Origin of the sequence: Pseudarthrobacter sp. NPDC058196 (assembly GCF_042882685.1) — a bacterium.
Lineage (GTDB): Bacteria > Actinomycetota > Actinomycetes > Actinomycetales > Micrococcaceae > Arthrobacter.
In genome coordinates this window covers 14,669-35,933 of sequence record NZ_JBHVVN010000011.1, presented here as the reverse complement: position 1 = coordinate 35,933, position 21,265 = coordinate 14,669, and the positions used below count along the sequence as shown (strand labels likewise).

20 protein-coding genes are annotated in these 21,265 nt (G+C 66.8%); 15 read left to right on the top strand and 5 right to left on the bottom strand.

Going from position 1 to position 21,265, the window contains the following annotated elements; translation table 11 throughout:
* Positions 1 to 4: 4 nt before the first annotated feature.
* Entirely contained in the window at positions 5 to 940 is a 936-nt protein-coding gene (locus ACFVVC_RS16240) for a PaaX family transcriptional regulator C-terminal domain-containing protein (protein ID WP_387455419.1), read from the bottom strand.
* Positions 941 to 1,110: 170 nt separating this feature from the next.
* On the opposite strand from ACFVVC_RS16240, the gene ACFVVC_RS16235 reads away from it, so the two are divergent.
* From ACFVVC_RS16235 to ACFVVC_RS16225, 3 genes are read left to right on the top strand one after another with little or no spacing between them, the layout of a single operon-like run.
* Positions 1,111 to 2,478 (top strand): MFS transporter, encoded by a 1,368-nt coding sequence (locus ACFVVC_RS16235; RefSeq protein ID WP_387455416.1) that lies wholly within the window; start codon positions 1,111 to 1,113, stop codon positions 2,476 to 2,478.
* Between the two features lie 38 nt (positions 2,479 to 2,516).
* On the top strand, positions 2,517 to 4,262 hold the full coding sequence (locus ACFVVC_RS16230) for a CocE/NonD family hydrolase (protein WP_387455413.1): 1,746 nt from the start codon (positions 2,517 to 2,519) through the stop codon (positions 4,260 to 4,262).
* The gene (locus ACFVVC_RS16225) at positions 4,259 to 4,726 is read left to right on the top strand and encodes a DUF3237 domain-containing protein (RefSeq protein WP_387455410.1); all 468 of its coding nucleotides are present in this window, start codon (positions 4,259 to 4,261) and stop codon (positions 4,724 to 4,726) included. The genes ACFVVC_RS16230 and ACFVVC_RS16225 overlap by 4 nt, the downstream gene beginning before the upstream one ends.
* Before the next feature lie 47 nt (positions 4,727 to 4,773).
* On the opposite strand, the gene ACFVVC_RS16220 is transcribed toward ACFVVC_RS16225, so the two are convergent.
* Positions 4,774 to 5,154, bottom strand: coding sequence for a MerR family transcriptional regulator (locus ACFVVC_RS16220; RefSeq protein ID WP_387455873.1), 381 nt, complete (start codon positions 5,152 to 5,154; stop codon positions 4,774 to 4,776).
* Positions 5,155 to 5,308: 154 nt separating this feature from the next.
* Between ACFVVC_RS16220 and ACFVVC_RS16215 the strand changes: the two genes are divergently transcribed.
* On the top strand, positions 5,309 to 6,250 hold the full coding sequence (locus tag ACFVVC_RS16215; protein WP_387455407.1) for an aromatic alcohol reductase: 942 nt from the start codon (positions 5,309 to 5,311) through the stop codon (positions 6,248 to 6,250).
* Positions 6,251 to 6,370: 120 nt separating this feature from the next.
* On the opposite strand, the gene ACFVVC_RS16210 is transcribed toward ACFVVC_RS16215, so the two are convergent.
* Positions 6,371 to 6,838, bottom strand: coding sequence for a MarR family winged helix-turn-helix transcriptional regulator (locus tag ACFVVC_RS16210; protein ID WP_387455870.1), 468 nt, complete (start codon positions 6,836 to 6,838; stop codon positions 6,371 to 6,373).
* Positions 6,839 to 6,969: 131 nt separating this feature from the next.
* Here ACFVVC_RS16210 and ACFVVC_RS16205 point away from each other — a divergent pair, with 131 nt between their 5' ends.
* The 11 genes from ACFVVC_RS16205 to ACFVVC_RS16155 all read left to right on the top strand — a co-directional run bounded on the left by ACFVVC_RS16205 (position 6,970) and on the right by ACFVVC_RS16155 (position 19,634).
* A complete protein-coding gene (locus ACFVVC_RS16205; protein ID WP_387455404.1) occupies positions 6,970 to 7,908 on the top strand; it encodes an SDR family NAD(P)-dependent oxidoreductase in 939 nt (312 codons plus the stop codon).
* Positions 7,909 to 7,910: 2 nt separating this feature from the next.
* A complete protein-coding gene (locus tag ACFVVC_RS16200; protein ID WP_387455401.1) occupies positions 7,911 to 8,804 on the top strand; it encodes an amidohydrolase family protein in 894 nt (297 codons plus the stop codon).
* Entirely contained in the window at positions 8,797 to 10,020 is a 1,224-nt protein-coding gene (locus ACFVVC_RS16195) for an acyl-CoA dehydrogenase family protein (protein ID WP_387455398.1), read from the top strand. The genes ACFVVC_RS16200 and ACFVVC_RS16195 overlap by 8 nt, the downstream gene beginning before the upstream one ends.
* A gap of 43 nt (positions 10,021 to 10,063) precedes the next feature.
* Positions 10,064 to 10,519, top strand: coding sequence for a MaoC family dehydratase (locus ACFVVC_RS16190; RefSeq protein WP_018763272.1), 456 nt, complete (start codon positions 10,064 to 10,066; stop codon positions 10,517 to 10,519).
* Positions 10,520 to 10,624: 105 nt separating this feature from the next.
* On the top strand, positions 10,625 to 11,953 hold the full coding sequence (locus ACFVVC_RS16185; RefSeq protein ID WP_387455395.1) for an MFS transporter: 1,329 nt from the start codon (positions 10,625 to 10,627) through the stop codon (positions 11,951 to 11,953).
* Between the two features lie 7 nt (positions 11,954 to 11,960).
* Entirely contained in the window at positions 11,961 to 13,523 is a 1,563-nt protein-coding gene (locus ACFVVC_RS16180) for a long-chain fatty acid--CoA ligase (protein WP_387455392.1), read from the top strand.
* 94 nt (positions 13,524 to 13,617) lie between these two features.
* Positions 13,618 to 14,631 carry a bile acid:sodium symporter family protein gene (locus ACFVVC_RS16175; RefSeq protein WP_387455389.1) on the top strand — a complete coding sequence of 338 codons (1,014 nt, stop codon included), beginning with the start codon at positions 13,618 to 13,620 and terminating at the stop codon, positions 14,629 to 14,631.
* 125 nt (positions 14,632 to 14,756) lie between these two features.
* Positions 14,757 to 15,746, top strand: a complete 990-nt coding sequence (locus ACFVVC_RS16170) for an alpha/beta hydrolase fold domain-containing protein (RefSeq protein WP_387455386.1) — start codon at positions 14,757 to 14,759, stop codon at positions 15,744 to 15,746.
* 60 nt (positions 15,747 to 15,806) lie between these two features.
* Positions 15,807 to 16,688 (top strand): fumarylacetoacetate hydrolase family protein, encoded by an 882-nt coding sequence (locus ACFVVC_RS16165; RefSeq protein WP_387455383.1) that lies wholly within the window; start codon positions 15,807 to 15,809, stop codon positions 16,686 to 16,688.
* Positions 16,688 to 18,421, top strand: a complete 1,734-nt coding sequence (locus ACFVVC_RS16160) for an FAD-dependent monooxygenase (protein ID WP_387455380.1) — start codon at positions 16,688 to 16,690, stop codon at positions 18,419 to 18,421. The genes ACFVVC_RS16165 and ACFVVC_RS16160 overlap by 1 nt, the downstream gene beginning before the upstream one ends.
* Positions 18,399 to 19,634 carry a DUF3500 domain-containing protein gene (locus ACFVVC_RS16155; protein ID WP_387455377.1) on the top strand — a complete coding sequence of 412 codons (1,236 nt, stop codon included), beginning with the start codon at positions 18,399 to 18,401 and terminating at the stop codon, positions 19,632 to 19,634. The genes ACFVVC_RS16160 and ACFVVC_RS16155 overlap by 23 nt, the downstream gene beginning before the upstream one ends.
* 52 nt (positions 19,635 to 19,686) lie before the next feature.
* On the opposite strand, the gene ACFVVC_RS16150 is transcribed toward ACFVVC_RS16155, so the two are convergent.
* Together ACFVVC_RS16150 and ACFVVC_RS16145 are read right to left on the bottom strand one after the other, a co-directional pair.
* The gene (locus ACFVVC_RS16150) at positions 19,687 to 20,757 is read right to left on the bottom strand and encodes a quercetin 2,3-dioxygenase (RefSeq protein WP_387455374.1); all 1,071 of its coding nucleotides are present in this window, start codon (positions 20,755 to 20,757) and stop codon (positions 19,687 to 19,689) included.
* 125 nt (positions 20,758 to 20,882) lie between these two features.
* Entirely contained in the window at positions 20,883 to 21,182 is a 300-nt protein-coding gene (locus ACFVVC_RS16145; protein WP_387455371.1) for a DUF4193 domain-containing protein, read from the bottom strand.
* Positions 21,183 to 21,265: the final 83 nt, after the last annotated feature.

Sequence of the window (21,265 nt, the reverse complement as noted above, 5' to 3'; positions counted from 1 at the left end):
GGTCCTACGGCCTGACCCGGAAAGCGTGGATCTCGCCAGCGACGTCGGGGGCCAGCCGGACGGCGGTCTCCTCCACGTACGCGGCGGAGACCTCGGCGAGCGAGTTGTACAGGGCGACAAAGATCCGCCGCGCCTCGAACAGCGGAAATTCACGGGGGAGGAGTTCCGGCGGCAGCCCGGGGTCCTCCCAGGGGAACGCCCGCCACGCGTCAATGACCTCGGTCCGCAGCCTGAAGGCCTCTTCACCCCTGAGTTGGTGCGGGTCCAGGGACCGGGCCGTTGGACCATAAGTATCGATGAAGGGCATGTACTGCCGGCGGACGTCGTCAAGATCCCACGCCTCAAGCAGCGGCCGGCCGCGCAGAGCCGACTCCGGCGTGCGGAAGATGGCGTAGTTTTCGACGCCCAGGTGGCGGACGGAGTCCTCCAGTTCGTCCGCCGTGTCCCATGCCGAAACCCAGACGGCCCCATACAGCGGAGCGAAGCCCAGCCATTTGAGCCGGCTGCGCAGGAGCTCACGCATTTCCCGGGAGCTCTCCGGCACGGTGAACGCCACCACGGTCCACATCCCGTCCCACCGGCGCTCCTCGGAACCGAAACCGCCGATTTGTCCTACGCCGATGTCCAGGCGGGCCTTCGCCTCGGGCGTGAACCGGTAGCGGGACGTGCGGCCCGCATTCGACTGCTCCAGGACATCGCGCCCGGCCAGGCGGCTCAACGCGGTCGAGGCTGCGGAGGGGCTGAGGCCAAGGGAGCCCGCCAGCGACACAATCATGCGGGACGGCAGCCACGCCGCCGAGCCCCGCCAGTAGTCCGCCAGCATTGTCACCACCAGGTGCTGGGATGCAGACCCTTTCAGCGGCCGCGGGAAATTGACCTGTTCGGCGGCAATCCGGGCGCTGGCGGGGTGGCCGGGTGGGGCATGGGGCTCTGGGGTCACGGTCCATCTTCTCAGGCCCGGCACGCACAGGACACAATCTTTTGCAGTTTTATTGACGGTCGTATCAAATTGCGCATAGCATTTAGATAGTGATCCGGCCCACAACAGTGTGCCGGCGCGACCATCCTCCAGCAGGCGCCTGCTACCCCATCATTTCCAGGAGATCCGCAATGACCGCAGGTCCCAGTCCGGTGACACCGTTGTCCCCGGACGCCATATCCGCTCCCGCATCTACCGAGCAGGGCACGCAGAATGCCCGCAGGGCCGCCGTGGCCAGTTTCATCGGCAGCACCCTCGAGTATTACGACTTCTTCATCTACGGCTCAGCCTCGGCGCTGATCTTCAACAAGATCTTCTTCCCGGGCATCGACCCCGCGCTGGGCATGGTCCTTTCCATGGCCACGATTGGCATCGGCTACGTGGTGCGGCCCCTGGCCGCCGGCGTGATCGGCCACTTTGGCGACCGGATCGGGCGCCGGCAGATGCTGGTCCTCACGCTGGTCCTCATGGGCGTGGCCACGTTCCTGATCGGCTGCCTTCCCCCGGTATCCGCCATTGGTGCCGCCGCACCCGTCCTGCTGGTCCTCCTGCGCGCACTGCAGGGGGCTTCGGCCGCCGGCGAGTCCGTGGGTGCCGTGACCATGACCATGGAACACGCCCCCACCCACAAACGTGCCTTCTATGCGAGCTGGGTCAACACCGGCGCGGTGGCCGGCATCATGCTGGCGTCGCTCGCGTTCCTTGCAGTATCGCTGCTGCCGCAGGACGATTTGCTCGCCTGGGGATGGCGCCTGCCGTTCCTTGCCAGCATCCTGGTGGTTGCGGTGGGCCTGTACATCAGGCTCCGCCTCCCGGAATCGGAAGTGTTCGAGGCCGCCAAGGAATCTGCGGGCGCCCAGGAACTGCCCATCAAGGTGGTCCTGCGCGACCACTGGGCCACCATCCTCAAGGTGATCCTCTTCGGCCTGTGGAGCGTGGTCTCCTCGGTGTTCGCGGCCTTCGGGCTTGCCTACGCCGGCAAGCTCGGAGTCCCCGCGGCCGTCATGCTCACCGTCACCATCGTCACCGCGGCCCTGGGTATCATCGTCCAGCCGTACGCAGGCATCCTGGCCGACCGGATCGGACGTAAACCGGTGTTCATCACCGGCAACATCGTCTGCGCCGGGGCTGTCTTTGCCTTCTTCTGGTCGATCAGCGCCGGCTCCATTCCGTTGATCTTTGCCACGCCCATCCTCTTCATGACCGTCGGCTACGGCATGGTCAACCCGCTTGGCCCGTCCATGACCGCGGAAATGTTCGAGACCAGGATCCGCTACACCGGGGCTGCCACTGCCTCCCAGCTGGGGCTCGTCGTCACCGGCTTTGCTCCCGCCATTGCCGCCGCGATCGTCCAGCCCGGCCCTGACGGATGGCTGCCCGTTGCCGTCTTCACGGCCGCCTGCTGCCTGGTCTCCGCCGTCGTAACCGCCGCGTGGGTCAAGGAGACCTACCGGACCCGGACCGAAGACCTCGGCAAGCGGCCCGTCCAGGCCGCCTGAGCACTAAACCAGCCTCCACCCAAACGAAAGGCACGCACGTGCGCTACCCGGTCGTCGTCGACGGCGATGTTGAAGCAACCATGACCGACGGAACCGTCCTCCGGTCCACCGTCTACCGGCCGGACGCGCCGGGCAGCACCTTCCCGGTGCTGCTCACGCGCACTCCCTACGGGCGGGACCTGGCGGTCAACTCGGCGTACTTCAATCCCGTGACGGTCGCGGCGTCCGGGTACGTGGTGGTGATGCAGGACTGCCGCGGCAGGTTCGGCTCCGACGGCAGGTTTGAGCCTTCGGTGAATGAAGCGTCCGACGGCGCCGCAACAGTGGAGTGGGCCGCGCGCCTCCCGTGGTCCAACGGCCGGGTGGGCATGTGGGGCCGGTCCTATTTCGCCGAAACCCAGTGGCGTGCCGCCCGGTACGCTCCGGCCGGGCTCAAGGCACTGGCGCCCGGTGTCTCTGCGGGCGGCAACGCCAACAACGGCGCCCTGTATCGGGGCGGTGCCCATGAGCTGGGCAGCCGCCTGGCCTGGGGGCACGCCTCGATTTCGCTGAACGAACTGATGCGGGAACATGCTGACGATCCCGAGCGGCGCGCGAAGGAGTTCCAGGAATGGCTTGCCCTGGACGCTGGATTTGCCGATGGTTCCTGCTACGGAGTCCTCCCGCTACGGGACCTGGAGCCCAGGGTGGGCACCTTCCTTCGCAACGAGGTCACCCCGTCCGCGGGGGAGGGGCCGGGGAGTGATTTCTGCCGGTTGTGGGATGCCGCTTCCGATGCGGCGGTGCCGCTGCCAACGCTGCACATCGGCGGCTGGTTCGATATCTTCGCCCCCAACACGCTGGACCAGTACCGCCGCCAGGCGGCCCTCAGCAAGACCTTCCCCGGTATTGAACCCCGCCTCATCCTGGGGCCGTGGACACACACCAACCTCACCGGCGGGTACCCGGACATCCACTTCGGTGCGGCCGCGTCCTCCGGCATCGTCGATGGCCGCGGAGATCTGTCGTCCCTCCACGCGTCCTGGTTCGACGCCGTCCTCAAGGAGGACGGAGCGGCCATCGCTGAGGTCCCCCCGGTGCTGGTGTATTTCCTGGGCGAGAACCGCTGGCGCGGCTTTGACGAACTGCCGGTTCCCTCCGCGCAGAGGTCGTGGTTCCTTTCCGCCGAGGGGGACCTGCTGGACCAGGCGGGTGCGGACGGAAACGTTGACTACGCCTACGATCCGCTGGACCCGGTCCCCACCACCGGCGGGGCCACCATGCTGGCCGGCGCCTATCCCGCGGGACCGGCACGGCAGGACGCCGTCGAGGCGCGGGCCGACGTCGCCGTCTTCACCACGGAGCCCTTCACCGCCGCCACCACCGTTTTCGGTGCCGTCACCGCAACGTTGTTCGCATCATCCAGTGCCGTGGACACGGACTGGGTTGTCCGGCTCTGCAAGGTGTCGGCGGACGGTGTTTCACTGGGCATTGCCGACGGCATTGTCCGGGCGTCCTGGCGCGATGCCTATGCGGAAACCGGGCTGTTCAAGGAGGGATTCGCGCCCTCTGCCATAGAGCCGGACCGGGTCTACGAGTACACCATCTCCCTCTGGGAGACGGCGCTGACCTTTGCACCGGGGGAGCGGCTGCGCGTGCAGGTCACCTCCAGCTGCCACCCGCGCTGGGACCGGAACCTTAACACCGGCAAGCTCGCCTACGAATCACGAATTGCGGTAACCGCCAACCAGCGCATCCATGTGGGCGCCTCCCACCCCAGCCGCCTGACGGTGGGGGTGCTGTGAGCACACCGCTGCCGCCGCGCCTGGAGTTCCTGACGGAGCTGCGTGTCATGGTGGAGACACCCATTGACGTCGGCCCGGCTCCCACGGGACACCGCCGGATCATACCGATCACCGGCGGTTCGCTGACAGGGCCAGCCCTCAGCGGCACGGTGCTGCCCGGCGGTGCCGACTTCCAGCTCCTGCACAGCCCGGAACTGACCGAGCTCGATGCCCGCTACGTCATCGAGGCGGTGGACGGGGCATTGATCCACGTGCACAACAGCGCCCTGCGGCATGGCGCCGCGGCCGACATCGCCAGGCTCAACCGCGGTGACGCAGTGGACCCGGGCGCCATCTACTTTCGGTGCTCGTTGAGGTTTTCCACCGCCTCCGAGGCATGGGGGTGGCTGAACCATATCCTCGCTGTGGGCACCGGCGAGCGCTATCCGGATTCGGTGAAGATCGCCGTCTTCATCGTTCGCTGAACCGGTGATGGGGCTGCCGTCGCCGGGTCAGCACTTGGACAGAGTGATCAAGGGGCATGCGTCAGTAGATCTGAGTGATTTGTCCGCTGAAGAAAGTCGATGACGGCATCACGGCTCTTCTCCAGGCACACAATTCTGTTCTCCACGACGCGAAGTTCCTGGGCAAGCTCCTCCGCTAGAGCGCGGTTGCATTCGTCGCTTTGATCCTGCGTTGCCGGAGCTTCGATGTTGAGCACGATCTTGATCATCCGCGTTGACAGGCCTGCTTCCACAAGAGCGCGGACATGACGGGCGTGTTCAATCTGTTCGTCGGAATATTCGCGGTACCCGTTGGTAGAACGTGACGCCTGGATGAGCCCCTGCTGCTCGTAGTAACGGAGCATCCGAGTAGGGGCACCCACTTCCTTGGCGACTTCACCGATCTTCATCGTCTCCACCGTTTCTCATTGGTCACCGACTTGACCTTGACACTGATGTCAAAGTTTACGCTGGCAATCGTGCCCGTCGACGGGGCGGTTCTCCAAAGGATCCCGCCGGTCACATGGACACTGACAAATCACGAATCAATCAGGGAATGTGCCAATGAACGACGAAAATCCATCTGCCCCCTCGCGGGACATCCTCATCATCGGAGCCGGAGAACTCGGCATGCCCGTACTGCGCAATGTCGCACGGCGGGCAAGAGAGGTCGACGGCTCGTCCGTCAGTGTGCTCCTGCGGGCGAGTGCCATCGAGTCCGCCAAGACGGAGAAGCAGCGCGACCTCGCTGAGATCCGCAACCTGGGGGTAAGGATTGTCCAAGGAGACCTGGTAATGAACTCGGTCGACGAACTTGCATCGATCTTCGCGAACTACGACACCGTGATCGGCTGCACGGGCATCACCGCAGGGATCGACACTCCCATGAAAGTTGCCCAGGCCGCTCTTCAGGCAAAACTTCCGCGCTACTTCCCCTGGCAGTTCGGCGTCGACTTCGACGTGATCGGTCGGGGAAGTCCCCAGGACATCTTCGACTCGCAGCTGGATGTGCGGGATTTGCTCCGCTCCCAGAACGAGACCGAGTGGGTGATCATCTCCACCGGTATGTTCATGAACTATCTCTTCGAGCCAGGCTCCGGCATGGTGGATCTACCCCTTGACACCGTCAACGCCCTCGGCAGCCTGGATACCGCTGTCACCGTGACGACGCCCGAAGACATCGGCTTCCTTACAGCGGAGATACTCTTCGCCGAACCGCGCATCCGCAACGAGATCGTCTACCTCGCCGGCGACACCATCACCTACCGAGAGTTGGCGGCGACCCTCGAGGCTGTGCTTCGGCGTCCGTTCAAAACTGTGGAGTGGACCGTGCCGTTCCTGCTCGATGAGCTGGCCACGGACCCGAACAACATGACGCGAAAGTACCGGGCGGTCTTTGCCCAGGGCCGAGGGGTGGCATGGGCAAAGGACGGCACCTTCAACGCGCAACACTCAATCCCGGTCACCGCCTTGCGCGATTGGATCACAGAGAACATCGCAGCCTGACCGGACTGACGCAGCAACAGCTTCCGGTCTTAGCGAGTGGGCCTGGGCCCCTGAGGGGCCCAGGCCTGACCCGCGCCGCCCGCAGTCGGTTTCCCCGAAAGCCGGAATCCAGCCAGAGACCTATTCCGCCGCGCCCCACAGCGCCTTGCGCAAAAGCCGCTTCAGTTCCTGGGACTCATCGTCGGTCAGTCCGGCCAGCTGGTCCAGCTCGGCGGCGTCCAGGGCCGCCCGGGCCTTGGTATGCATCCTGCGGCCCTCGGCCGTGGAGACGATGATCTTGGCGCGCCGGTCCTGTTTCCCCTGCGCCCTTTCCACCAGGCCGCGGCGCTCCAGGTCGTCCACCAGGGTGACCACCTGGCTCGGGTCCAGGCTCAGGAAGTCCGCCAGTTCCCGCTGCGTGGGCTCCAGACCGCTGCACGCCAGCGTCAGGACCGAGAAGGAGCGCTCCCGCAGGCCAAAGTCAGCCAGGGCCTTGTTGTTCAGCACCGAGCCGGCGGCGTGCAGTTTGGCCAGCAGCAGGCCCACATCAGTGCCGATCCTCGCTGCCGCAAGGCGGGGGGTCTGAACTTCGGTGCCCAAGGTGGCCATCACAACTCCGGTGTAAAAAACAATCGTTGACTTTTTCAATGATCCGTAATTTCATTGATCTCAACAAGGATCTCACACCGCAGTGGGACCACCCCAACGGCTTCGGCCGGCGCATGCGAAGGAGCAGGCCAATGAGCTTGAACGGCAAGGTTGCAATCGTCACCGGCAGCGGGCAGGGCCTTGGCCTTGCCTACGCACGGGAACTGGCCCGCCAGGGCGCCGCCGTCGTCATCAACGACGTGAACGCCGAGACTGCCGCCCAGGCTGTGGCGCAGATCGAGGCCGACGGCGGCCGCGCCACCGCGGTGGTGGTTCCGGTAGGGACGACCGACGCCGCCAAGGCGCTGGTGGCCGGAGCCGTCGACACGTTCGGCCGGCTCGACATCCTGGTCACCAACGCCGGAATCCTGCGGGACAAGTCCCTGCTGAAGATGACGGACGAGGACTTCGACGTGGTCATCAACGTCCACCTCAAGGGCACCTTCACCTGCGTCCGGGAGGCCTTCGCGTACTTCAAGCAAAACAACGTGCAGGGCCGCATCATCACCATCGGGTCGCCCACCGGGCAGCGCGGCAACTTCGGCCAGACCAACTATGCGGCGGCGAAGGCCGGGATCGTGGGCATGGTCCGCACCTGGGCGCTGGAAATGAAAAAGGCAGGCGTCACGGTCAACAGCGTCATCCCCGTGGCGGCCACCGCCATGACCAAGACCGTCCCCTACTTCCAGAAGGCAGTGGAGGCGGACGAGCGCGGCGAGGCCATGCCGTCCTTCTTCCGCCATGACCTGGGCTTTGGAACGGCCGACGACGTCGCCGGGCTGGTTGCCTTCCTCGCCTCCGACGAGGCCGCCACCATCACCGGCCAGGCCATCGGAGCCGGCGGTGACCGGCTGCAGGTCTGGACCCACCCGGAGGCAGCCACCACCGAATACCGCGAGGGCGGCTGGAGCTACCAGGCGTTGCAGGAAAACGCCGGCCAGCTGTTTACCCTGGAAACGCTGCAGAGCTTCGGCGAGGAATTCCTGCCCCTGCCGGAGGACCTCAAGCCCGAACCCGCGCAGGCCCGCTGATCATGGCAACGGACCGCTACGAGCTGGGCGTCGACGCCAGCAAGCTCGACGCCATCGACATGCACGTCCACCTCGAGGTGGACAGCTGCGGCCACGGCTCCCTGCCGGACGCCCTCACCGAAGCCTCGGCAAAATACTTCAAGGCCGAGGACCGCACCCCGTCCCTGGACCGCATCGCCGAGGTGTACCGGGAACTGAACATGGCCGCCGTCGTCTTCACCGTGGACGCCCGCACCCAGCTCAAGCACCAGCCCAACAGCATCCCGGAGCTCATCGCCGGAGCCGCCCGGAACAACGACGTCCTGATCCCGTTCGGCAGCGTCGATCCGCGCACCGGTGAAGACGCCATCGCCGGAGCAAAGCACCAGGCCGTTGAACTCGGCGCCAGGGGGTTCAAGTTCCACCCGTCCCTGCAGGGTTTCGATCCGTCCAGCGAACGCTTCTACCCGCTATGGGAGACCCTCCAGGAACTGGGGTTGCCGGCCATCTTCCACACGGGCCAGAACGGCATGGGCGCTGGCCTTCCCGGCGGCTATGGCATCAAGCTCGCCTACTCCAACCCGTTGCTGCTGGACGCCGTGGCCGCGGACTTCCCGGGCCTGCAGATCATCATGGCCCACCCCTCGGTGCCGTGGCAGGACGAGGCAAACTCGATCGCCACGCACAAGGCCAACGTGTTCATCGACCTCTCCGGCTGGTCGCCCAAGTACTTTCCGGAGTCCCTGGTGAAGGCTTCCAACTCCTACCTGCAGGACAAAGTGCTGTTCGGCACCGACTTCCCGCTCATCACGCCGCAGAAATGGCTCGGAGCCTTCGCCGACCTGCCGCTGAAGGACGAGGTCCGGCCCAAGATCCTCAAGGACAACGCGGTGCGCCTCCTTGGGCTGGGTGGCTGATGTGGGTACAAGCAGTACGACGACGGCTCCCGGCGTGGGTGCCCGGCTCTACGAAGCGGCGGACTGGTACGACGCCGAGTCCCTGCTCACTCAGGACGAGCGCCGGGTCCTGGCCCGGCTGCGGGACTTCCTGGACGCGGAAGCCAGGCCCCTCCTTGCCGAGTACTGGGAACGCGGGGAGTTCCCGGAGCAGCTCGCCCGCCCCCTGATCGACCTGGACCTGATGGAACCTGCGGAGCTCACCGAAGACGGGCCTGCGCGCGGACTCTACCAGGGCTTCCGGATCTTCGAACTTGCCCGCACCGATGCCTCGCTGGCCACCTGGTACACCGCCCAGGCCGGCCTGTTCCGGACCGCCATCCGCGTGGGAGCCTCGGAGGAACAGCAGGCCGAATGGATGCCCAAGGTCATCGATTTCTCGCTCAAAGGCGTCTTCTCCCTGACCGAGCCCGAGCATGGATCGGACATCGCCGGCGGACTGTCCACCACCGCACGCCGTGATGGGGACGGCTGGATCCTTGACGGGGCCAAGCGCTGGATCGGCGGTGCCTCCACAGCAGATGTCCTGGCCGTCTTCGCCCGCGATACCGCCGACGGACAGGTCAAGGCCTTCCTCGTGGACCGGCAGGCCGACGGCGTCACCTTGGAGAAGATCCACGGGAAGACGGCCCTGCGGATGATGCAGAACGCCCACATCACGTTGGAAGGCGTCCGTGTCAACGAGTCCATGCGGCTGCACAACGTGGACTCGTTCAAGGACGTCGCGGCGATGCTCCGGGCCATGCGCTCGGACGTCGCCTGGATCGCCACCGGCATCGCCGCCGGTGCCTTCGAAGCAGCCCTCGCCTACGTCAACGAACGCCGTCAGTTTGGCCGCACCCTGGGTTCCTTCCAGCTGGTCCAGGAGAAACTGGCCCGCATGCTGGGCAACGTCACGGCCAGCCTGTCCCTGGTGGTCAGGCTCACCGAGCAGCAGGCCAAAGGCATCTACCGCGACCAGGACTCGGCCCTGGCCAAGATGCAGACATCCCTGTTCATGCGCGACACCGTAGCGCTGGCCCGGGAAGTGGTGGGCGGAAACGGCATCACCCTGGCCACCGACGTCGCGCGTTTCCACGCGGACGCCGAGGCCGTCTACTCCTACGAAGGCACCCACGAGATCAACGCCCTCATCATCGGCCGCGCCCTCACGGGCGAAAGCGCCTTCACCCGCTGAACCACTGCTTCTTCACCCAACAAACAACTGCCAGGAGGCAACGATGCCCAATCTCGTCGTCGATTTCGACACCCTGCTCACCCTGTCCGGCAAGGACCTCGGCACCACCGACTACCGCCAGATCACCCAGGACCAGATCAACCAGTTCGCGGACGCCACCGACGACCAGCAGTGGATCCACACCGACCCCGAACGCGCCAAAGACGGCCCGTTCGGCGCCCCCATCGCGCACGGCTTCCTCACCCTGTCGCTGATCATCCCGTTCTGGGGCGAGCTGTTCGACGTCGACGGCGTCACCACCAAGGTCAACTACGGCCTGGACAAGGTCCGCTTCACCTCCCCGGTGAAGGTCGGCTCCAAAGTCCGGATGCAGGCCACCATCGCCGATGTCACCGAGGTCAAGGGCGGCGCCCAGATCAAGGTCAACGCCACCATCGAAATCGAAGGCCAGGAACGCCCCGCCGTCGTCGCCGAATTCCTGGCCCGCTTCTACAAGTAAGCCACCTCCACCAGTAACAGCAGTTCCAAAACCCAGGCTGCGCCCTCCGGCGCCGCCGCCTCAGGCAACCCCAAAATCCCCTTCCCTCCGTCCCTAGGAACAGCCATGTCCGGACACACCACGCTCGCACCCGCGGGCACGGCCGCCAAGCGCAAGGAAGCGCGCACGGTCATCCTGTCCAGCTATCTGGGCAGCACCATCGAGTTCTACGACTTCCTGTTGTACGCCACGGCCGCAGCCGTCGCCTTCCCCAAGGTTTTCTTCACCGGCATGGACGATTGGGTGGGTGTGGTCGCGGCCTACGCCACCTTCGCCGCCGGGTACGTTGCCAGGCCGCTGGGCGGGGTGATCTTCGGCCACTTCGGTGACAAGGTGGGCCGCAAGGGGATGCTGATCATCTCCATGGCCATGATGGGCATCGCCTCCACCCTCATCGGCCTGATCCCGGGCGCCGGCGTCATCGGGCCCTGGGGCGCCGTGATCCTGGTACTCCTGCGGGTCTGCCAGGGCATCGCCGTCGGCGGTGAATGGGGCGGCGCCGCCCTCATGGCGCTGGAACACGCCGACCCCAAACGGCGCGGCTTCGCAGCCTCCTTCGTCAACGCCGGAGCCCCCACCGGCGCCGTGCTGGGCACCCTGGTGATGGGTGCCTTCTCGGCCCTTCCGCAGGACGCCTTCCTGGCCTGGGGCTGGCGTGTGCCGTTCTTGCTGTCCTTCGTGCTCCTGATCGTCGGCATGTTCGTCCGCCTGCGGGTCTCGGAAAGCCCCATCTTCGCCGAAGCCGTGGCCAAGGAGGAGGCCCAGGCCGGCACCAAACGCAAGATTCCGCTGCTCGAGGTGCTGCGCCGGCCCAAAGCGCTGATCATGATCATGTTCGCCGGCGCCGCCGGGTTCGGCCTGCAGGTGGTGCTGCCCACCTTCTCGGTCACCTATGCCGTGTCCAAGGGCGCACCGCAGCAAGGTGTGCTGTACGCGTTCGCCGGGGCCTCGGCCATCTCCATCATCTTCGTGCTCCTGGGCGGCCGCCTGTCCGACCGGTTCGGCCGCCGGCCCGTGATGATCGCCGGCCTGGCCCTGTTCATCGCCTACCTGTTCCCCATGTTCGGCATGCTGGGTTCCGGCAATGTCGGCCTGGTCTTCGTGGCATTTACCGTGGCGCTGATCCTGCACTCATCCCTGTACGGGCCGCTGGCAGCGTTCGTGTCCGAACAGTTCGGCACCACGTCCCGCTACACCGGTGCCGCGGTGGGCTACCAGCTGGCCACCCTCATCGGCGCAGGCTTCACCCCGGGCATCATCGCCGGACTCTACAAGGATTCCGGCCAGAGCATCCTGCCGGTGGTGGTGTTCCTGTCCGTCATGGCCCTCGTCTCGATTGTCTTCATCGCCCTGACGCGGGAATCTAAGAACAACGACCTCACCACGGTCCGTTAGGAGAACCATGGACAACAACGGAGTTGGATCCTGGCTGCAGCGCCGCCGGCACAAATCAGGTTCCAAGGCAGCCCTCATTTCCGGAACCAGCACCCTTGGCTACGAGGAACTGGCCGAGCGGGCCGACCGCCTGGCCAACGCGCTCATGGGCCACGGAGTGGCCAAGGGGGACCGGGTGGCGTACCTGGGGGAGAACCACCCGTCCTTCGTGGAGACCTTCTTCGCCTGCGGCCTCGTGGGCGCCATCTTCGTCCCGCTCAACACCAGGCTTGCTCCGCCTGAACTGCAGTTCCAGCTTGAGGATTCCGGGGCCCGGCTCCTGGTCAACGCCGCAGCCCTGGAACCGTCCGCCTCCGCCGCCGTGGGAGGAACGCCGGTCACCCACCGCCTGGTCATAGCTGCCGACGGCGGGACGGAACTTTCCGCGGCTGGGTCACCGGCCGGCGTCGAACACTCCGTCACGGTGGAGCACTACGGAGAGGCGCTGCAGGCGGCGGCGGCGGACCACCCCGACGTGCCGGTGGGGCATGACGACGGGGCAATGATTCTCTACACCTCGGGGACCACCGGCAAGCCCAAGGGGGCGCTCCTGACGCACGGGAACATCACCTGGAACTGCATCAACACCATCGTGGACATGGACCTGAACCGCAACGATGTGGCGCTGATGATCTCGCCGCTGTTCCACGTTGCGTCGCTGGACATGGGGCTGCTGCCGATGCTCCTGAAGGGTGCCACCGTGGTGCTGGAGGCCAAATTCGATCCCGCCAGGGTCCTGGAACTGATCGAGCAGCACAAGGTGACCACCCTCAACGGGGTGCCCACCACGTTCCAGCTGCTCTGCGAGCACCCGGGCTGGGAGGGGGCGGACCTCAGCTCCCTGGACAAGCTCACGTGCGGCGGCTCCGCCATTCCCCGCCGGGTCCTGGATGCGTACGAGGACCGCGGTATCGGGTTCACCAGCTGCTACGGCATGACTGAAACAGCGCCGGGAGTCACCATGCTTCCCGTGGCGCGGTCACGGGAGAAGGCCGGTTCGGCAGGCCTGCCCCACTTCTTCACCGACGTCCGGATCGCCGATCCCATGGGCAGCGCCGTGGCTCCCGGGGAGGTGGGGGAGATCCAGATCTCCGGGCCCAACGTGATCAAGGAGTACTGGAACGGGCCTGAGGCGACGGCCGGAAGCTACGCGGATTCGGTCTGGTTCCGCTCCGGCGACATGGGCTACCGGGACGGGGAAGGCTTCCTGTTTGTCTCCGACCGGCTCAAGGACATGATCATCTCCGGCGGGGAGAACATCTACCCGGCCGAGGTGGAGGCGGTCATCTCCGAGCACAGCGCCGTGGGGAGCGTGGCCGTTATCGGCGTTCCGGATGAGAAGTGGGGCGAGGTGCCGCAGGCGATCGTGACCCTGCGCGAGGGCGAATCCCTGACGGCGGACGAGCTGCGGAGCTTCCTCCACGGCCGGCTGGCCCGGTACAAGATCCCCAAGTCCCTGGTGGTGGTGGCCGAGATGCCCCGCACGGCCAGTGGGAAGATCCGCAAGATGGAGCTCCGCAAACAGCTCTGACGGTCCCACGTCCTGGCGCGGTGTGGCTTCGCCGTTGTTACCCTTCCCGGTCATCAATTGGCGGAGCCATACCACCCGGTGACACCATGATTGGATGCTTGAGGCAACTAAACCCCAGAATTCCCCGGACGGGGCACCCGCCAACCCTGCGCTTGAGGCGGAAAGCAGGATTGCCCGCATCGCGGTAACGGTGTTCCCCCTCCTGGTGGTGGCCGCAGGCATCGCCGGTTTCCTGCTCCCAGGTGTCTTCAAGCCCATGGGACAGGGCGTGCCCTACCTGCTGGGCATCATCATGTTCTGCATGGGCCTGACCCTTACCCCCCCGGATTTCGCCGCAGTGGCCAAGCGGCCGTGGGCGGTGGCGCTGGGAATCGTGGCGCACTACGTCATCATGCCCGGTGCCGGCTGGCTCATCGCCGGAGCCCTCAACCTCAACCCCGAACTCGCCGTCGGCGTCATCCTGGTGGGCTGCGCACCCTCCGGTACGGCCTCGAACGTCATGGCTTTCCTGGCCAAGGGCGACGTCGCCCTCTCTGTCGCCGTCGCCTCCGTTTCAACCCTGATCGCCCCGATCGTCACCCCGCTGCTGGTCCTGTTTCTGGCCGGCTCCTACCTGCAGATCGACGCCGCCGGGATGGTGCTGGACATCGTCAAGACAGTGCTCCTGCCCGTGGTCGCCGGACTGCTGGCCCGGCTGTTCCTCAAGAAGCTCGTCGCGAAGGTGCTGCCGGCGCTGCCCTGGGCCTCCGCCGTCGTGATCTCCCTGATCGTGGCCATCGTGATGGCCGGCAGCGCCAACAAGATCCTCGACGCCGGTGCCATCGTGTTCCTTGCCGTGGTGCTCCACAACGGTTTCGGCCTGGGGCTGGGCTACCTGGCCGGCAAGCTGGGCCGCCTGGACGACAAGGCCCGCCGTGCCCTGGCGTTCGAAGTGGGGATGCAGAACTCCGGCCTTGCATCGACGCTGGCCATCGCGCACTTCACCCCGCTCGCGGCACTCCCGTCCGCCGTCTTCTCCCTGTGGCACAACATTTCCGGCGCCATCGTTGCGGCCTGGCTGGCCAGGCGTCCGCTGAAGGAAGAGCCGCCGGCGCAGGAAGCACGCTGACCGAATCGTCCGGGTCAACCCCAGGGCCCCTGCCACTTCGCTCACGGTCCTGTCCTCAGCGAACCAGTTTCATTCAGTGAAACAACCCGCGCGTCCGGGCCTGCCCATGCCCCACAGTTGAGTCCATGAACGCGGACCACACCTTGGTCCGGCGCCCGGCAACGCCGGGACAGAGGCAACAGGACAGAAACGGCGCGGCACACATGGAGTCAACGATGACGGCACTGCGGATCCTCCGGGGGATCGAGTTCGGCCGGCCACAGAACACGGACCCGCTGCTCCTGGACCTTTACCTTCCGGAGGCGGCGCCTCCGGGAGGCGGGGGCAGCCGCCAGGCCGGCCTGCCCGCCGTGGTCCATTTCCACGGCGGCGGCTGGCGGACGGGGGAGCGGTCCTCCCTGGGACCTGGCGTGGACGGTTTTCGCCTCAGCCCTATTGAGCAGCTCGCGGCCGCCGGCTTCGTGGTGGCCTCGGCCGACTACCGCCTGACGGACACCGCCACCTTCCCGGCGCAGCTGCTGGACGCCAAAGCAGCCGTCCGCTGGCTCCGGGCCCACGCTGCCGAGTACGGGGTGGACCCGGACCGGATCTACGCCTGGGGTGACTCCGCCGGCGGCCACCTTGCCAGCCTCCTCGGCCTGACGTCAGGAGGCGCGGATTTTGTGGACCCGGCCCGTAGCCCCGACGCTGACGGGGACAGCCAGGTGGCCGGCGTCGTGGCCTGGTACCCGCCCACTGACCTTGTGACCATGGGGTCACAGGCGCGGCCTGATGCCGTTGCAAGCGCCGACGACCCCGGCTCCCGTGAATCCCTCCTGATCGGTGCCCAGCCGGCGGACGCCCCTGCCAAGGCACGCGCCGCCAGTCCCGCCACCTACGTACACCCGGACGCGCCGCCGTTCCTGCTGATCCATGGCACGGCCGACCGCTTCGTCCCCGTGGAACAGTCCACCGGCTTCGCCGCCGCGCTGGAAGCCGCGGGCAACGTCGTCGACCTCCTCCTGCTGGAGGACGCGGACCACATGTGGCAGCTCCCGGACCGCAGCACCACGGCCGCGGAACAGGCAACCACCGCCACCATCGAGTTCTTCCGCCGCCACGCAGACCAGCACTGATTCCCCAACCCTTGCCCGGTGCGCACGCGCCCTCCGGGAACCGGACCTGAAAGGCCCCCCATGCAGTTCATCGGCATCACCCACCACGGCGAGCCCTGGGCAGCCGCCCTCGCCGGTTCCCGCGTCCTCCCGCTCGTACCAATCCCCGGATTCTGGGCCGACGCCGAAGGCTGGCAGGACAAGGCCGCGGGCCTGGTTGCCGGTGCAGCAGGCAGTGAAGCGTCCGACGCCGGCGCCTGGCTGGAGCGCGGCAGCGTCACCGAGGTGCCGCTGGTCCCCGCCTCAGCCCGGGTTATCTGCGTCGGGCTGAACTACAAGGCACACGTTGCCGAAGGCAGCTTCAAGGACCAGGAACTGCCCCCGTACCCCACCCTGTTTGCCCGCTGGACGGCGTCCCTGTCCGTCGGCAACGTTCCGGTCCCCGTCCCTGCTGGCGAGGACGGTCTGGACTGGGAAGGCGAAGTGGCCGCGTACATCGGCCGCCGGGTCGAGTCAGTGGACGAATCCGCCGCCGGCGACGCCGTCTTTGGCTACTCCACGTTCAACGACATCACCTCCCGCAAGGCCCAGAAACTGACCTCGCAGTGGACGCTGGGCAAGAACGGCGACTTCAGCGGTCCGCTGGGTCCCCTGGTCAGCCGTGATGAGGTGGGGGACCTCCGCGAAGGCCTGCAGGTCCGCACCCGCGTCAACGGCATCGAGGCCCAGAACGGCAACACCCGGGACATGATCTTCTCCGTCCCGGCCATCATCTCGCTCATCAGCCAGACGTTCACGCTGCACCCGGGCGACGTCATCGCCACCGGCACCCCGGACGGCGTTGGCTATGCCCGCACCCCGCAATGGCTCCTCCAGCCCGGCGACACCGTGGAAGTGGAGATCGAGAAGCTCGGCACGCTGACCACGCCGGTGGGGGACCTTTCCCTGCGGAGCCGTGCCTGATGACCGCATCCCATCACGCCGCAGACCTTCCGGCGGAGGTGCAGGTCCTGATCGCCGGCGGGGGCCCCAGCGGGCTCTTCCTGGCATTGGACCTGGCCTCCCGCGGCATCGCCAGCACCGTCGTCGAACCCCGTACCGCCGTGGACCATACCCGGCCGCGGGCCAAGACCACCAACGCCCGCACCATGACCCACCTGCGCCGGCTGGGGCTCGCGGACCCGCTCCGGAACGCGGCGCCGCTGCCGGTGGACTATGGGCAGGACGTGATCTTCTGCACCGGGCTCACCGGCCCGGCCGCCCACGAACTGCGCCGGTTCCGCAATGCCTTCCAACTGGTCCCCGGCCGGTACGGCCCGCAACCCGAATGCGGCCAGCAGGTGCCGCAGCCGGTCCTTGAGGAAGTCCTCCGCAGCGCCGCAACGGACAACCCCCTGGTCACGTTCGTGACCGGGTGGACCGTCACCGATGCCAGCCCTGCCGGCGGCGATGCCACCGGGCCGCACGCCGTCGTCGTCGCGGATTCCTCCGGTGACTGCCGCACCCTCTCCGCCCGGTTCCTGATCGGAGCCGACGGCGGGTCCTCCACCGTCCGCCGCAGCCTGGGGCTCCGGCTGGAGGGCGGCTCCGCGGCCCTGTCCAACGTCAGCATCCTGTTCCGCTCGCAGTCCCTGGCATCGGCCATCGCATTGGATCCGGCCGTGCAGTACTGGGTGGTGGGATCGGAGACCTCCGGCATGGTGGGGCCCATGGACCTGGCCGGCACCTGGTGGGCGATCGTCCAGGGCGTGGATCCCGCCATCAACGTCAGCACGGAAGACGCCGCCGCGATGGTCCGCTCCCTCGTGGGTGCGGAGGTGGACATCGACGTGGTGGCCACCGATCCGTGGACCGCCCGGATGCTGCTGGCGCCGGAGTACAGCGACGGCAGCATCTTCCTGGTGGGCGACGCCGCGCACCTGAACCCGCCGTGGGGCGGCCACGGCTTCAACACCTGCATCGGCGACGCCGCCAACCTGGCCTGGAAGCTCGCCGCCGCCATCAACGGATGGGCCGGCCCGGGGCTCCTCCCCAGTTACGGCGAAGAACGCCGCCCGGTGGCGGCCCGCACCATCCGCGACGCCGCCGAAAACGGCAAGGCCCTGGCGTACCACTTCGCGGATACCCACCTCGCGGCCGCAGGGGCACGAGGCGACGCCGCACGGCAGGCCGCCAACGCGGCGCTGGCCGTGAAGCAGAGCGAGTTCGACTCCCTGGGCCTGGTGTTGGGCTATTCGTACGCGGACTCTTCCCTGGTGGTGCCGGACGCCCTGCCCGCCCCCGCCGAGGACCCCATCGACTACATTCCCTCAGCCACCCCCGGCGCCCTGCTGCCGCACGCCTGGCTGGCGGACGGCACCTCCCTGTACAGCCATTTGGGAGCCGGCTTCACGCTGCTGGCCGACGCCGGCGCGCTGGCCGGGGTGCCGGCGTCGGAAGCCTTCCAGCCGGTGCTGGCGGCCGCCGCCCGGACCGGCGTCCCGGTGACCATCGCCGTCGTCGGACCAGCCGACGACGGCACGCACCTTTCGCAGGTATGGGGTGCCGGCACCCTGCTGGTCCGCCCGGACCAGCACGTGGCGTGGCGGGGCAATTCCGCCGCTGCCGCAGGCGCCGCCTTGTCCGTGGCGGCCGGCTGGTCGCCTATTTCCCTCGAGACCACCAGGAGCATCCGTGCAGACGCCGTCCTTCCGTGACTACCTGTTCTCCCCGGACCACCCGCGCGTCGCGGAGATCCGCGGACTGGACGCCCGAGAGTACGCAGAAGCCGCCAAGAACGATTCCTTCGCCGGGCCCATGATCGAAGGGTGGCAGGAGCTCTACCCGCAGCCCTTCACCGGGATCACCAGCGACGGCGTCCGGCGGGAAGGCCTGTACCCGCTCGCACCGGCGCGGCCCGGCGAAGAAGCGCCCACAGCGCAGATGGTGGCGGCAGCCCGCAAGCTCCTGGGCACCCTGGACGCCGACCGGGCCCGGAAGCTCAGCTACGCCGTGGACGCCCCCGAATGGCAGAGCTGGGCCAACCCGGAGTTCATGCAGCACGACACCGGCCTCCGGCTCGATGAACTGGAACCCGCGGTCCGCGACGCCGTGCTTGGCGTGGTGGAGGCCAGCCTGAGCGCCGAAGGATTCGAACTGGTGCGGAACCTGATGCGCATCAACGGCTTCCTGGGTGACCTGGTGGAACTGCCCCTGCTGATGAACGAGTTCAGCTACAACTTCGCCCTCTATGGCGAGCCGTCAGAAACCGAACCCTGGGGGTGGCAGCTCTTTGGCCACCACGCGGCGCTGAACTGCCTGGTAGCGGGAACGCAGCTGGCCATCTCGCCGGTATTCATGGGTGCTGAGCCGGACGTGATCGACGCCGGCCCGCACCGGGGCGTCAAGGTGTTCAAGGAGCGCATCGCCCTGGCCCGGGAACTGATGGGCGCCCTGCCGGCCGAGTTGCGCTCCCGCGCCGTTGTTTACGGGTCCATGGTGGACCCGGCCATGCCGGAAGGCCGCCTCCACCCCGGGGACGAACGGCACCTGGGCGGCTGTTTCCAGGACAACCGGGTGATCCCGTACGAGGGCATCCGGGCTGCTGACATGCCCTCCGGGGCGCGCAGCTTGCTGGACGCGGTGGTGGATGATTTCATCGCGTACCTCCCGGAGGGCCCGCGCGCAGCCCGCCGCCGGGAAATCCGCGAGCACTACGGCGAGACGTACTTCAGCTGGATCGGCGGCTGGGAAGGCGGGGAAGCGTTCTACTTCCGGCTGCAGAGCCCCGTGGTGGTGCTGGAACTTGACCATCACACCGGAGTGTTCCTCAGCAACGAGGAGCCTGCCCCGTTCCACATGCACACCGTGGTGCGCACGCCCAACGGCAACGACTACGGCCGGGAACTGGTGAAGCAAGCCATCCGGTAACACCAGGAAGGCCCGGATTCCTCTCGGAAGTCCGGGCCTTTTGTGGTGCGGCTTACAGGATGTCCAGGGCTGCGCGGCGCTGCGGCGGGGGCCCCACAACTGTCAGGTCCATCTCGGCCTGGGCGCGGCCGAAGCCTTCCATGTCCATGTACGGTTCGCCGCCCTCGGTGTACATGTGGTCCTCGGTGGGCTTGTTGAAGTACTCAAAGAACCCGTTGAAGACCGATGGCGTCAGGAAGCCCACCATCTGGGTGTTGTGGGCATCGAGCGCGAACGAGTGGACGGTTCCGGCGGGGGCATGCACAAAGTCGCCCTTGGTCAGGAGCATCTCGCGGCCGTTGGCGTAGAGCCACATCCGGCCTTCGGTGCAGAGGAAGTTCTCCGTGTGCTGCGAGTGGAAGTGCAGTGGAATGTAGGGGGATTTGGCGCCCTTGGTGTGTACGGCGAAGTAATTGGAACCGGTGTTGGCGGGCCGGGACAGGTAGGTGAACATCGTCTGGTAGCTGGCCAGCCGCTCACCCTCCCCGGCACTGAGGAAGTAGGGGCTCTGCGTGGGCGGCAGGCCGGCGTCGTGCTTGAAGGACGGAGCCACGCGCTCAACGTCCGGGAAGGTGATGCCAAACTCTGCACCTACCTCGGCCTGCTCCTGCAGGCTGGCCTTGTGCCCGGGCCTGGCCGGCGGGACGTGCGAATCGATGGGGGTGCCAACCCGCTCGTAGTAGGCCTCGCCGCCGCCGGGAGTCATCCAGTTCAGGAAACGCGTGTAGTGGCTCGCCATCCGGTAGGCGTGCGGAGTGTTCGGCGGGATGACCACCGAGTCGCCCGGCGTCAGGATCCGGCTCTCGCCAGGCAGCCAGACGTGCAGGATTCCGTCGAACACGTACAGCGTCTTGTGCTCGATGCTGTGGCTGACAAAGGGGGATTCGGCTCCCATGCCGCCGGAAACGTAGGCTGCGCTGAAGATCCCTCCCGTATCGGCGGAGCGGGCGATGACCGTCACCAGCTGGCCGTTGATTTCGTAGCGTGCGCCCTCGCCGGACGCCATGTAATACGGGACTGCCTCGCCGGGCAGCGCGTTGGCCACCGGGAGCTGCTTGTTCATTTCCTCAACGCTGAGGGACATGGTTTCCTTCTTTCCAGTCGGCCGGCCGTTGCCGGAGCGTGACCTACATCATGGCTGTCGCACGCTCCCTCCACGAGCCCGGATTCCAATGGTTGGAATCCGAACCTGGCCAGCCTTCCTGCCGGCTATCCCTCACATTCCTTGCAGTACTTCTTGCCGTCCTTCTCCCGGGCCAGCTGGCTGCGGTGGTGGACCAGGAAGCAGGACATGCAGGTGAACTCGTCGGCCTGCACCGGGACCACCTGGATAAGGAGTTCCTCGTTGGAAAGATCGGCGCCGGGCAGCTCGAAGCTGTCCGCGAGGTCCGTCTCGTCCATGTCGGGACTGGCCTCCCGGCGGGCGGACTTATCGGACTTCAGCTCCTCCAAAGCGACGTTCGGCTCTTCCTCGGGAGTAACCCGTGGAGCGTCGTAGTCAACTGACATGTGGTGTTTTCTCCTGTCGAGCTGCAGTTGTCCAGATTGTTCTGAACAGATCGACAACGCAGGGGCGCGTCAACAAATTCCCT